Annotated in this window: 12 protein-coding genes; 6 read left to right on the forward strand and 6 right to left on the reverse strand. The window is 50.3% G+C overall.

The window, feature by feature from the left end:
- Positions 1–143: 143 nt before the first annotated feature.
- Together aroB and GJJ30_RS05825 are read left to right on the forward strand one after the other, a co-directional pair.
- Entirely contained in the window at positions 144–1,169 is a 1,026-nt protein-coding gene (aroB, locus tag GJJ30_RS05820; protein WP_154174128.1) for a 3-dehydroquinate synthase, read from the forward strand.
- Between the two features lie 135 nt (positions 1,170–1,304).
- Positions 1,305–1,841, forward strand: coding sequence for a DUF4136 domain-containing protein (locus tag GJJ30_RS05825; RefSeq protein ID WP_205880534.1), 537 nt, complete (start codon positions 1,305–1,307; stop codon positions 1,839–1,841).
- A gap of 68 nt (positions 1,842–1,909) precedes the next feature.
- Here the strand turns inward: GJJ30_RS05825 and gldA are convergent, their stop codons facing one another.
- Positions 1,910–2,848 (reverse strand): gliding motility-associated ABC transporter ATP-binding subunit GldA, encoded by a 939-nt coding sequence (gldA, locus tag GJJ30_RS05830; protein ID WP_154174130.1) that lies wholly within the window; start codon positions 2,846–2,848, stop codon positions 1,910–1,912.
- Between the two features lie 666 nt (positions 2,849–3,514).
- Here gldA and GJJ30_RS05835 point away from each other — a divergent pair.
- Together GJJ30_RS05835 and GJJ30_RS05840 are read left to right on the forward strand one after the other, a co-directional pair.
- Entirely contained in the window at positions 3,515–3,958 is a 444-nt protein-coding gene (locus GJJ30_RS05835; RefSeq protein ID WP_154174132.1) for a lysozyme inhibitor LprI family protein, read from the forward strand.
- A gap of 9 nt (positions 3,959–3,967) precedes the next feature.
- Entirely contained in the window at positions 3,968–5,635 is a 1,668-nt protein-coding gene (locus GJJ30_RS05840) for an amino acid permease (RefSeq protein ID WP_154174134.1), read from the forward strand.
- 330 nt (positions 5,636–5,965) lie between these two features.
- Here the strand turns inward: GJJ30_RS05840 and GJJ30_RS05845 are convergent, their stop codons facing one another.
- From GJJ30_RS05845 to panC, 5 genes are all read right to left on the reverse strand, one after another.
- The gene (locus GJJ30_RS05845) at positions 5,966–6,652 is read right to left on the reverse strand and encodes a zinc metallopeptidase (protein ID WP_154174136.1); all 687 of its coding nucleotides are present in this window, start codon (positions 6,650–6,652) and stop codon (positions 5,966–5,968) included.
- Positions 6,653–6,808: 156 nt separating this feature from the next.
- Positions 6,809–7,291, reverse strand: a complete 483-nt coding sequence (rfaE2, locus tag GJJ30_RS05850; protein WP_154174445.1) for a D-glycero-beta-D-manno-heptose 1-phosphate adenylyltransferase — start codon at positions 7,289–7,291, stop codon at positions 6,809–6,811.
- A 146-nt stretch (positions 7,292–7,437) separates the two neighbouring features.
- A complete protein-coding gene (locus GJJ30_RS05855) occupies positions 7,438–8,466 on the reverse strand; it encodes a lysylphosphatidylglycerol synthase transmembrane domain-containing protein (protein ID WP_154174138.1) in 1,029 nt (342 codons plus the stop codon).
- Positions 8,467–8,668: 202 nt separating this feature from the next.
- Positions 8,669–9,016: an aspartate 1-decarboxylase gene (gene panD, locus GJJ30_RS05860; protein WP_154174140.1), complete on the reverse strand. Its 348-nt coding sequence runs from the start codon at positions 9,014–9,016 to the stop codon at positions 8,669–8,671.
- A gap of 114 nt (positions 9,017–9,130) precedes the next feature.
- A complete protein-coding gene (panC, locus tag GJJ30_RS05865; RefSeq protein ID WP_154174143.1) occupies positions 9,131–9,973 on the reverse strand; it encodes a pantoate--beta-alanine ligase in 843 nt (280 codons plus the stop codon).
- A gap of 200 nt (positions 9,974–10,173) precedes the next feature.
- Between panC and GJJ30_RS05870 the strand changes: the two genes are divergently transcribed.
- Both GJJ30_RS05870 and GJJ30_RS05875 read left to right on the forward strand, forming a co-directional pair.
- Positions 10,174–10,983: a glycogen/starch synthase gene (locus GJJ30_RS05870; protein ID WP_154174145.1), complete on the forward strand. Its 810-nt coding sequence runs from the start codon at positions 10,174–10,176 to the stop codon at positions 10,981–10,983.
- A 7-nt stretch (positions 10,984–10,990) separates the two neighbouring features.
- Positions 10,991–12,352 (forward strand): DUF4270 family protein, encoded by a 1,362-nt coding sequence (locus GJJ30_RS05875; protein ID WP_170299136.1) that lies wholly within the window; start codon positions 10,991–10,993, stop codon positions 12,350–12,352.
- Positions 12,353–12,533 lie beyond the last annotated feature (181 nt).

A 12,533-nucleotide genomic window follows, 5' to 3' on the forward strand; every position in this document is an offset into this window, starting at 1 on the left:
CTCACGGACTGTTAGTCCGTTTGATTCTTGTGATTTAAGATGTTAACTTTTGTTGAGGATTTCACGGACTAAAGTCCGTGGCTACGTGATTGAAATCGCTTCCGAAGACTTACCTTTGGAAGCGATTTTTCTATCATCTCCTTATGTCCGTTCAGATTTCACCCCTGGCCGAAAGTTTGTCGGCTTTTCTAAAACAACATAATTATTCGGCCATTGCGGTGCTGGTCGATGCAAATACGAAGCGTTTTTGCTATCCGGCTATAAAAAATATTTTACCGAAACATAAAATTATTATGATTCGGCCGGGAGAACATTTCAAGAATCTGGCGACCTGCGAAGTGGTTTGGCAGGCTTTGACAGACGCCGAATTTGACCGTCATGCGTTGGTGATTGACCTCGGAGGGGGCGTTATTGGCGATTTAGGCGGTTTTTGTGCCGCAACTTACAAACGCGGCATCGATTTTATTCAGATTCCAACCACTTTATTGTCGCAGGTTGACGCAAGTGTGGGCGGAAAACTAGGTATTGACTTTCACGGATTTAAGAACCATATTGGGGTCTTTAAATTACCGGAAGCAGTTCTGATCGACACGGTTTTCTTTCAAACATTACCGGAGCTGGAATTGCGGTCGGGATTTGCCGAAATTATCAAGCATTGCCTGATTGCCGACGCGGCCAAATGGAACATCATCCGTCGCCGGGATTTGAATCAGCAGAACTGGGACGATCTGGTGCCGCATTCGGTCGAAATAAAAAAAAATATCGTTGCGCAAGATCCAAACGAGAAGGGAATTCGTAAGATATTAAACTTCGGCCACACGTTGGGACATGCGCTCGAAACGCATTTTTTAGCCGATCCCAAACGCCGGTTGATGCACGGGGAAGCCATTGCCGCCGGTATGATTGCCGAAGCATTTATTGCCAACCGGAAAGGAATGATCGATACCGGTTTGCTGGAACAGATTGAGGAGTACCTTTTTTCAATTTACGGACGCGTTACCATTGCTGACTCCGATCTGGAGCCGGTTTTAATGTTGACGCTGCAGGACAAAAAAAACCGGAATGGCCAGGTGCGAATGGCGCTGCTGGACGGACCGGGAAGCTGTGCGTACGATGTGCCGGTAACCAAATCAGAAATGCGCCGGGCACTGGATTATTATCGAACCTAAACTGGAAGCAGAATCGGGCCGTTCACGCGGTTTTTGGAACTTGCAGACAGAAAAGTTAATAAAAATAATACAATTCATTTTCTAACCAGTTTGTCTATAAGCTTCAATTTTACAACCCTGTTAAACAGTTCGTTTATGAAACATTTTATCGGCGTCCTTGTGTTGCTGGCTGTGGTTTCGCTGGCCGGTTGCATGCCTGGAAAATTATTCGTTGAGCACGATTACAGCTACGAAGGGCATTTTAAAAATTACGAGTCATTCAATTTTCTGGAATGCGAGTATATTGATTCAACTCTCCTCTGCTCAGATATTCAGGAAGCCATTCGCCACCAGATGGAAGCCCGCGGTTATAAAGTCGCCAACCGTGCTCCCAACCTGCTGATTTCCTACAATATTTTCCGCAACGACCTGCGTTTCAGGGGCTATCAACAACCGGTTATCAAAGACTGGGTGGTGAGCGAAGACGGCGACGCGACCTACAAACGAATCGATTACAACCTCGACGAAGGAACGCTGATGATTTCCCTGATTGACGCCGATACCTATCAGGTGATCTGGAAAGGCTACGCGTCGAGGGTAACCCGAAATCCGAATTTCAAGAACAATTACTTCAAGGGAATCGTCCGATCCATCTTTGACCAGTATCCGCTACTGGCATCGGCGAGGAAATAGCTTTTCAAATGAATAATGAACAATTAACAATGAATACACGCGTCAGCCTGTTCATTGTTAATTGTTCATTATTCATTTGAAGTCAATTCCCTGAATATCCCCTCCAGACTGCTTTCCTGCTGTTTTAGCCCAACCAGGGTGAGGTTTTTGTCGGCGGCCAGGCGGAAAACAGCCGCCCGCAGATCGGTGCCTTTATCAGCCGTCAGCCGGTAGCGGTTTTCGTCCAGCACTTCCACTTGCCGCACCCCCGGAATTCCGTTCAGCAGAACGGTTTCGTCGCCTAAATCCTGTTCAAATTCGGCCACGACCACAGTGGCGCCGTCGGAGGTTTCCCGCAACTGATTCAGCAAGCCATCGGCTACGATCCGTCCCCGGTTGATGATGATCACCCGGTCGCAGAGCGCTTCGACTTCCTGCATGATGTGCGTGGAGAATAACACGGTTTTTTCGCGGCCAATGGTGCGGATCACCTGCCGGATTTCCGTGAGCTGGTTGGGGTCTAAACCGGTGGTGGGTTCGTCTAAAATCAAAACCGGTGGGTTGTGAATCAGGGCCTGTGCCAGTCCGACGCGCTGCCGGTAGCCTTTCGACAACTGCCCGATCTTTTTGCGTTGTTCCAGTTGCAGGCCGACCAGGTCGATCATCTCCGCAATCCGGCGGTTTAGCGCCGACCCGCGCAACCCGTGCAGCGAACCCGCAAACTGCAGAAATTCCTTCACGTACATCTCAAGGTACAGCGGGTTATGCTCCGGCAGATAGCCCAAACTTCGCCGTACATCGATCGAATTGGTCCGAACGTCAAAACCGTTCACTTCCACCGTGCCTTCGGTAGGAGGCAAATAAGCCGTCGCTATTTTCATGGTGGTGGACTTTCCGGCGCCGTTGGGTCCCAGAAATCCCACGATCTCGCCCGGTTGAACGGCAAATGAAATCGCGTCGACCGCCCGCTGGGTTGTTGTGCCGTTTTGGGCGTATATTTTAGTCAGGTTTTTTACCAGAATGGACATCGATCAGTTCAAAAATGCAAAGAGATGGGTTGCAATGTAAAAAAGCAAAAGAATTGTTTTTCGTGACTTATCCGCCTTTCAAACCAAAGGCTTGCCAGAAAGCTTTCCATTCGTTATTAATTGCCAGGCAATTTAACGGCCTTTCTTGTTAACTGGTAGCCCGAAGGGCTTCACTGTGGATAACTCCGAATGCAATTCGGGGTAGAATCGCACCACCAGACTCTCCAACCCCAGCGGGGTTGAATAGGTGCAGACTGAGTCAACCCCGCTGGGGTTGCGGCTACACCTCCGATTTTCTAGTCCCCGAATTGCATTCGGGGTTATCCACAGTGAAGTCCTTCGGACTTTTAACAGCTTACTTAGTATATCTAAAACCGGAGTTTTGTCATTTTCCTTGCCCCGAATTGCATCCGGAGTTATCCGTAGTGAAGTCCTTCGGACTTTCAAAAGCTTGCTTAGGATGTTCAAAAGCCTGGTACGTTCGGGATGGATTGTCGAGACACATTTCTGCCATAGCTAACCTTAATAGACCGGCACCATTTTACGTTAATAGATGGAAAAACTCCCCGTTCTATTAACGGCGTTTTTCAAAAACCGCTTTTAAAACCAAAAACAATTTTTATTTTTAGCCTTCCGTTCTTCCCTAAACGGGCTGAAACAACTGCAATGAGAACGACGTACATCGGTATGGTAGTGGGTTGCCTGACAGCAATCAGTACCTGGGCGCAGCAACCGGGTACGCAAAGTCCAACCCTGGAACACATCGATATTATCGGTCACCCGCCGGAAGTCTTTACCAACTGTGACAACGCCCAGACGCAGACGGAGATGAATATGTGCGCCCAGATGCGTTTTCAGAAAGCCGACCAGGAACTTAACGCGGTTTACAAGCAGCTGATCGAACTCGTATCCAAAGACGATAAAACGCTGGTGATCGAGGCTCAGCGGCAGTGGATCGCTTACCGCGACGCGCATTGCAAGGTGTACGAAAAAATGTACCAGGGCGGTTCCATGCTCAATATGGTGATTGCCAACTGCAAGGAAACCACCACTTTAAGTCGCATTAACGAATTGAAAGAACTGATAGCCGAACGCAAACTTAGACAATAAGCCCAACGTATGAGTGACTCTGTATTCCGGAAAAAATCTGTTGTAAAAGCCGTAGCCGACGTCGACGAGGGAGCTTCGTCACACATGAACAAGATTCTGGGCGTTCGCGACCTGACTTCGTTCGGAATAGCGGCCATCATCGGAGCCGGAATTTTCAGTACGATTGGGCGTGCCAGCGTCAACGGTGGCCCGGCGGTGTCGCTGCTGTTTGTTTTTACGGCCATTGCCTGCGTGTTTACGGCCCTCAGCTACGCCCAGTTTGCCTCCACGGTGCCGGTGAGTGGTAGCGCTTATACCTACGCTTATGTGTCGTTCGGGGAGATTTTCGCCTGGATTATCGGCTGGGCACTCATTCTGGAATACGCCGTCAGCAACATGGTGGTAGCCATTTCGTGGTCCGAATACTTTACCTCCATGCTGGAAGGGTTCGGCCTTCATTTTCCAGCGTATTGGGCCACCGACTACGGATCGGCCGCCCGGGCGTATGCGGAGGTGCAGGCCAGTGCGTCGCCGGCCGGTTTATCCGCCCACACGCGCGAACTCGCGCAGGCTTTTCAGGATGCCCCGGCTCTCGGCAGTCTCAAGCTGATCGCCGACATCCCTGCCGGATTGATTACGGTTTTGATTACGGCACTGGTTTACGTCGGCATCAAAGAATCCCGCACGGCCAGCAACCTGCTGGTGGTGTTGAAACTGGCGGTGATTGGGCTGGTTATTGTGGCCGGTGCTTTTTACGTAAAACCGGAAAACTGGTCGCCGTTTGCACCCAACGGCGTCGGTGGTGTATTGAGCGGGGTGGCCTCGGTTTTCTTTGCCTTCATCGGTTTCGATTCCATTTCGACCACGGCGGAGGAATGCCGGAATCCGCAGCGCGATTTGCCCCGGGCGATGATTTATTGCCTGATCATCTGCACGGTTTTGTACGTCCTGATTACCCTGGTGCTGACCGGCATGGTGAATTACAAGGAACTGGGCGTCGATGATCCGCTGGCGTACGTGTTCCAGAAAGTCGACCTGAATTTTATCGCCGGAATTATTTCGGTCAGTGCAGTCGTCGCCATTACGAGCGCCTTGCTGGTGTATCAACTGGGTCAGCCGCGCATCTGGATGACGATGAGCCGCGACGGCTTGCTGTGGCCGAAGTTCTCGAAAATTCACCCGAAATACCGGACGCCCTCTTTTGCCACCATCGTGACCGGTTTTCTGGTCGCCATTCCGTCGCTTTTTCTGGATATGCAGTTTTTCATCGACCTTACCAGCGTCGGCACGTTCTTCGCGTTCATTCTGGTTTGTGGCGGTATTCTGTTTCTGGACGCCAAAGGTCTTTCCAAACATTCCAAGTTCAAAGTGCCGTTCGTGAATGGAAAATACATTATTGGCCTGGCGTTGATTGTAGCGGTTTTTCTGGTCGTTCGTTCGGGCGGTTTTGTAAGTGGCATTGAAGAAAAGCCATTGCTGGCGGTTTTCTGGCTGAGCTGGGCCATGTTTGCGGTATTGTCCTTCCAATATAATTTCTCACTTCTGCCGGTTTTAGGCATTCTTACCAATCTCTACCTGATGACCGAATTGGGAGTCAGCAACTGGGCGATTTTCGTCGTCTGGCTGGTGATTGGTCTGGTGATCTACTTTTCATATGGCTACCGGAAAAGTAAACTGGCAGCGGAAGTAGTTCAATAAGCACGGCAATGGTGCCGGTTTCGCCATAGAAAAGCTGCATTCATGGCATAAAAAGAGAAAATAATTCAATAATTTTTAAATTGATTGTACATTCAAAAATACTTCTGTTATATTGGAGCCCGAATTGGTAAAAATTGTTGGAGGCTGATGAATAGAAATAGCGAGGTTGCAGGTCGTGATTTAACGGTTTTACCTTTTCGAATCAGGAATTAATCTTTACATCTCGCAATAATCCGGAAAGCCTACAGGGATTCCCTTTGGGCTTTTTTTATGCATAAAAAAGCAGTGCCACGATGTAGCACTGCTTCAAAAATACGTCAGAACAAAAAATTAGTCGCTTCTACGACCGCCCATGAGCAGGCTGGCGTAGTAGAGCAGCGTGGCCAGCGAACCCAGTGCCGCAACCACGTAGGTCATGGCAGCCCACCACAGGGCATCCTTGGCATAACCGTATTCCCGCTGGTTAACAATGTTTCGGTTTTGCACCCAGGCCAAAGCCCGGCGGCTGGCGTCGAACTCGACGGGCAGCGTGACAAAACTAAACAGGGTCGTAACGGCAAACAGCGCCACTCCAACCGCCAGCGGAATAATGGTGGTATTGATCAGCAGAATACCAATCAGAATGATCCATTGCAGGTAACTCGACGAAACCGTTAAAAACGGCACCATCGCCGAACGGAATTTGAGCGGTCCGTAAGCCGTTGCGTGCTGCACGGCGTGACCACATTCGTGAGCCGCCACGGCCGCCGAAGCCACGCTTCGTCCGTAAAAGACATCGGCACTCAGGTTAACGGTTTTATCCTGCGGGTTATAGTGGTCTGTCAGCATTCCTTCTACCGACAGGACGCGTACGTCGTAGATGTTGTTTTCACGGAGCATTAGCTCGGCAATCTCCTGGCCGCTCAGGCCATTACTCAGCCCGATTTGCGAATACTCGTTAAACTTACTCCGCAGTCGCCAGCTGATACCGGCACTGAGCAGAGCGAAAATGATGAAAATAATCCAGATTCCAGGCATAGTTCAATGAAACCGGGGTCGCCGGTACGATTAAGGTTATATGGTTAAACGGTAGTGTGGATCACCGTACTAGTTAAACAAAAATTGCGAAAAAAACAGTTCAATGTTCATCCATGCCACCAACCGCTGATCACGGTTTTAGCGAAACGCATCCAATCAACGGTATGCTTCCTGAATTTTTTTGATGAGCGCCGTGGTGGAATAACCCGCCACGAGTGGAATGGTTTGGACGCGGCCGCCGTTTTGAATCACAAAGTCGGCCCCGACAATATCCGCAACCGCGTAGTCGTCGCCTTTCACCAGAATATCCGGTTTCAGCGCCTGAATCAGTTCGAGGGGCGTTTCTTCGTCGAAAAGGGTGACGGCATCGACGAAGGCCAGAGCCGCCATCAGCCGGGCGCGGGCGTATTCGTTGACAACGGGCCGGAGCGGACCTTTGATGCAGCTAACGGAAGCATCGGTGTTCAGGCCCAGGATTAACTTATCTCCAAACCGGCGGGCTTTTTCAAGATAGTCGATGTGCCCCAAGTGCAGAATATCGAAACAGCCGTTGGTAAAGACAATCTGCTTGTCTTCCGAATGCCATTGTTCGGCCCGCAAAACCGCCTGCTTACGTGTCAGAATTTTGGATTCGGTCATCATATGTTAAATGGCTGGATGGTTAAAAATGGTTAGATGGCTTGAATGGTTAAAAATGGTTAGATGGTTGAAAAATGATTAGATGGTTAAATTTAAAGTGAGCCATTCAACCATTTTCAACCATTCAAGCCATCCAGCCATTCAAATTAAACCATCCGAGCGTCTGGTTTGGTGTCGGCCTGGGAGGTTCGGCCTTTGAGCATAACGATCAGGAAGCTCAGGGCACCGAGGACGACGACGTAGAACCATTGGGTAAACAGCATCAGCGTGGCCATCGTAGCTCCGTCCTGATTACTGATTCCGTAAAGTGCCAAAGCCGCTCCCACCAGAATGTTGAAGGTTCCGGCCCCGCCCTGAACGGGAGCCGCCATACCCAGCGCGCCCATGATCAGAATGGTCAGACCGGCGCGCCAGCCCAGATCAGCGGTTTGGGGCATGGCGAAAAACAGGACGAACGACATGAAATAGTACATCGTCCAGATCAAAACCGTATGCAGCACAAACGCGCCGGGATTTTTCAATTTGCGAACACTTACCAGTCCTTCGAAAAGTCCGGCGACGAACTTTTCAACGCGCTGGTAGAACGGTTTCTGGCGGAGAATTTCCTTATACCGGTTGTAGAAAAACCAGACCATAACCGCGAATCCGAGCAGACAGCCGCCCGCAATGACGAACAGCCAGGTGTTGTTCTGTAAACCGCTTACGTTGAATTTCGAGGCAAAGAAATCCATCAGGAAGGTACTCAGCCGGTTGAATTCGATCAGAAATGTTGCGCCGATGAGCAGAAACAACATCACAACGTCGAAAATCCGCTCGGCAACCACTGTCCCGAAACTGACGTTGACGGGCACGCCTTCCAGCCGGTTCAGGGTTCCGCAACGGGTGACTTCGCCCATGCGCGGCACCACCAGATTGGCAAAATAACCGGTCAAAACCGATAGCGTCGTGTTGACCTGCGCCGGTCGGTAACCCACCACCGGTTCCAGCAGCAAACTCCAGCGATACGCGCGGCTCCAGTGCGCGACAACGGTCAGCAAACCCGAAACGGCAATCCAGCTGTAATTCGCTTTACTGAACGCGTCGAACATGGCCGCCCGGTCAATGTCCTTGAAAACGTACCAGAGCAAGCCCGCAGCGATGCTGAGCGAAATACCGTATTTCAGAATATTTTTCAAGACAATTTAGATGGTTGGATGGCTAATTTGAATGTTTGGGAAATGGCTGGATGCTTAAAAATGGTTTAATGCTTAAAAATGGTTTAATGGTTAAAATCGCTGGATGGTTGAAGGATGGTTAAATTTGTCAGTTGCCTTTTAACCATCCAACCATTTTTAATCATCCAGCCATTTCCCAACCATTCAAAACCATTCAACTGATTTAAACCAAATGATTATTGGTATCGGGAAAAACGACCAGCGGTTTGTAGGTTTTGGCTTCATCGGTGGTCATCATGCCGTAGGAAATGATGATGATGATGTCGCCGACCTGCGCACGGCGGGCGGCTGCTCCGTTGAGGCAGATGATCCCGGAACCCCGTTCACCCTTAATCACGTAGGTGATCAGGCGTTCGCCATTGTTATTGTTGACAATATGAACCTGCTCATTTTCAAGCAATCCGGCGGCATCCATCAGGTCTTCGTCGATGGTGATGCTGCCGACATAATTCAGCTCGGCCTGCGTCACCCGGACCCGGTGGATTTTGGACTTCATTACGGTAATAAACATAGTTGTAGGGACAGCCCGGTTCAAACGGACGATCAAAAATAGTGAAAAACCGCCCATCCGTGGCAATCACCGCAAAAACAGCCTGCGAAACGAGTTAGTTCAGTCGTTTTTTTATCAAACGATCAGGTTGTCGATCAGCCGGGTTTTGCCCAGATGAGCGGCAATGCACAAGGCTGTTGCGCCCGGAGCCTGAAGCTGCTCAACAGGCTGAAGCGTATCGGCGTTGGCAACCTCCATGTATTCAAGCCGGAACGCCGGATGATTTTCTAAATAGCTGATCACCGCGGTTTTAGCCTCATTAATTGTGCCTTCGTTCTGCAAGATTTCCTGCGCTTTGACCAGCGCCCGGTACAGCGCGGGCGCTTCCTGCCGTTCGTCGGCCGACAGGTTGCGGTTGCGCGATGACATCGCCAGACCGTCGTCTTCCCGGACGATGGGCTGGCGAACCAGTTCCAGCTGAAAGCCCAGATCGCGAATGAGCCGTTTCACCACGGCCACCTGTTGCAGGTCTTTCTGGCCGAAATACGCGCGGTCGGGCTGGATGATGTTGAACAATTTGGAAACCACGATGCCGACGCCATTGAAATGCCCCGGTCGGAAAGCGCCTTCCAGTACGGTTTCCAGTTCGCCGAAATTTAATTTCAGAACCGGCTGGGTCGGGTACATTTCGTCGACGGAAGGCGCAAAAACCAGATCGCAACCGGCTTCTTCGAGCATGCGGCAATCGGCTTCGAGCGTTTTCGGATACCGGGCGAGGTCGTCGGGGTTATTGAATTGGGTCGGATTGACGAAGATGCTGCAAACCGTCAGGTCGTTGGCGGTTTTACAGGCGTCGACCAACACCAGGTGGCCCGCGTGCAGCGCGCCCATCGTCGGAACGAGTCCAATCGACTTTCCGGTCCGGCGTTGACTATCAAGAGCTTGCCGTATAGTGGCTATGGATTCGTAGAGTTGCATACAGATTTTTTAAGGATTGAAGCCGCTGGCCCGCAGGTTTGGCCCCGGGTCTGGATTTGGGGTTCAGCGGTTTGTATTGACAAAACAGGAGTTTTTCTGCCGAAATTCTATTGAAATACCAGAAAAAATTGTATAATTTTGCAGATTTTTAATTTAGTCCGCTACGGCGGTGTATTTCACTAAAGCCCCCCAATCGTGTTATGAGCAAACTTCGGATTCTCTACGTTGCCAGTGAAATCAACCCATTTCTCCAGACTTCAGCTGTTGCCGATTTTGTTCGGAAACTGCCACAGGCGATGCAGGAACGCGGGATGGAAATTCGCATTCTGGTACCACGTTTCGGGCTGATTAACGAACGGAAGAACCGGCTGCACGAGGTGGTCCGTTTATCGGGTATCAATATTACGGTGGGCGACGAAGAAAAACCGCTGATCATCAAGGTGGCTTCCATTCCGAATGCCAAACTTCAGGTGTATTTTATTGACAATGAAGACTATTTCCAGCGTAAACACGTTTTCCTTGACAAGGACGACCGGTTTTACGAAGACAACGACGAGCGGACCATTTTCTTTTGCAAAGGCGTGCTGGAAACCGTGAAAAAATTAGGCTGGTCGCCCGATATCGTCCATTGCAACGACTGGATGACGGCCCTGATTCCGCTGTATCTGAAAACCACGTACAAAAACGACCCCATGTTCAAGGATACCAAATCGGTATTCTCGGTTTACAACAACTCATTTTCATACCGTTTCGACGACGGCCTGGTGGAAAAAGCCAAGGCTATGGACGTGGATGAAGACATGTTGAAATACCTGAAATCGGCGGATTTCGACGGATTTATCCGGATGGGCTGTACGTATGCCGACGTAGTCGTAAAAGCCGACGAAGACTATAGCGAGAGTTTAAATAGCATTTTGAATGATTTGTCCGACAAGAAAGTTGAACTTACCGAAGAAGGCCAGGAAGTTGCTGATCAATACTACAATCTCTATACGGAACTGGCGGGCTAATCGGTCCGTGAACACGGTTCGGCTCAGTCTGCTGGCCGGGATGATCGCGCTGGTTTCGGTGCTGGTGGCCTGCGAAGAACCGAAAGACATCGGTTTGCCGCCCACAACGGCCATCGGCGTGCTGTATACCGATACGCTATCCGTCAAAACGTCCACGGTTTTGCTCGATTCGGTGGTAACCGATCGCAACAGCCGCTTGATGGTGGGGCAGTATAACGATCCAATTTTCGGAAAGGTAACGGCCAAAACGTTCGGACAATTGTACATTTCCGGCGGTAGCTTCAAAACCGAGGGCGAAATCGTATACGATTCCGTTCGTGTGCTGGTGGGTTATTCCTACGTTTACGGCGATACGTCAAAAACGCAGGATATTTACGTGCATCGCCTGACCGAAGACATGGACTCGACCAAGCGGTACACGAACACGTCGTCGGTGGCCTATGCAGCAACTCCGCTGACCAAAATCAAGCTCACGCCCACGGCGGCCGGTGGCGCTGGCTACGGCCGTTTGCCGGATGCGCTGGGCCGTGAGTTGCTGGAACTGTCCAAAGGCTCCGGCATTGTGCAGGCTGATTTTATCAAGGTGTTCAAGGGCATTGCCGTGGTGCCGGATCCGGCCAATACGACGGTTTTTGGTTTCTCCAACAACATGTTTGTGGAATTGTATTACCACAAGGCGACGGACTCGACGGCCCTGGGAATCGATTTCTTTACAACTGCCGGAAAACCGTCATTCAGTCAGATCAAGGTTGATCGTTCGGCTACGAAACTGGCGGCTCTGGGCCTGACGAATTCCTTGCCGAGTTCGGCAACCGGCGGAGAAGTGTTCGTTCAGAGTGCGACGGGCGTAACGACGAAACTGAGTTTCCCGACGATTCTGAATCTGAAAAAGGAAAGCGGCCGGATTGCCATTAACCGCGCCGAACTGAATCTTTTTGTGAAGGGAAGCAGCCCCGGCGGACCCATTCCGCCCCTGATGACTCTGGCCCAAACCGACGACAACAACCGGATTTTGTATTCGCCGGAAACCGGAACCGCCACCCGGCTGCTGCATCTGCTTCAGGTCCAGGCGGGAACGTTCCAGAGCACCAATAAATGGTATTACCCGCAGGTGGTGGCTTACAACAGCCGCCCTAAAACGTATACATTCGACGTAACAACCTATTTGCAGTCGGTTCTGATCGGTGTTCAGGCGAACAATAGTCTGGTGCTGTTGCCAACGACCAATACCTCGCTGATTTCAACGAATCAAACGACGGGTGCGACAACTTTTCTGGCGCAGCCGTACATCAACAACCAGCTAAATGGTGCCATTCTGAATGGACCGATGAACGCTAAACTGGTGGTGTTCTACACGTATACCCCCTAAGGTTTTCGACCAGAATCAAGAGCCAGCCCCTGTAAGGCTGGCTTTTTTGTTTCTGTACTTTTCGGTTAAAAACCGTTTAAATGAGCGGTTTTGTTTGTATCTTTCCCAGACGGAAAGCGGTTTTTATTAATAATTTAGTAATCGAAGATCGCTTTCTTAAGAATTTTAAAAAATGATTTGC

Source organism: Larkinella terrae (genome assembly GCF_009668025.1).
GTDB lineage: Bacteria > Bacteroidota > Bacteroidia > Cytophagales > Spirosomataceae > Larkinella > Larkinella terrae.

Excerpts from the sequence above, each read along its gene's own strand:
- aroB (WP_154174128.1), top strand. The coding sequence starts at position 144 with ATGTCCGTTCAGATTTCACCCCTGGCCGAAAGTTTGTCGGCTTTTCTA.
- GJJ30_RS05825 (WP_205880534.1), top strand. The coding sequence starts at position 1,305 with ATGAAACATTTTATCGGCGTCCTTGTGTTGCTGGCTGTGGTTTCGCTG.
- gldA (WP_154174130.1), bottom strand. The coding sequence starts at position 2,848 with ATGTCCATTCTGGTAAAAAACCTGACTAAAATATACGCCCAAAACGGC.
- GJJ30_RS05835 (WP_154174132.1), top strand. The coding sequence starts at position 3,515 with ATGAGAACGACGTACATCGGTATGGTAGTGGGTTGCCTGACAGCAATC.
- GJJ30_RS05840 (WP_154174134.1), top strand. The coding sequence starts at position 3,968 with ATGAGTGACTCTGTATTCCGGAAAAAATCTGTTGTAAAAGCCGTAGCC.
- GJJ30_RS05845 (WP_154174136.1), bottom strand. The coding sequence starts at position 6,652 with ATGCCTGGAATCTGGATTATTTTCATCATTTTCGCTCTGCTCAGTGCC.
- rfaE2 (WP_154174445.1), bottom strand. The coding sequence starts at position 7,291 with ATGACCGAATCCAAAATTCTGACACGTAAGCAGGCGGTTTTGCGGGCC.
- panD (WP_154174140.1), bottom strand. The coding sequence starts at position 9,016 with ATGTTTATTACCGTAATGAAGTCCAAAATCCACCGGGTCCGGGTGACG.
- panC (WP_154174143.1), bottom strand. The coding sequence starts at position 9,973 with ATGCAACTCTACGAATCCATAGCCACTATACGGCAAGCTCTTGATAGT.
- GJJ30_RS05870 (WP_154174145.1), top strand. The coding sequence starts at position 10,174 with ATGAGCAAACTTCGGATTCTCTACGTTGCCAGTGAAATCAACCCATTT.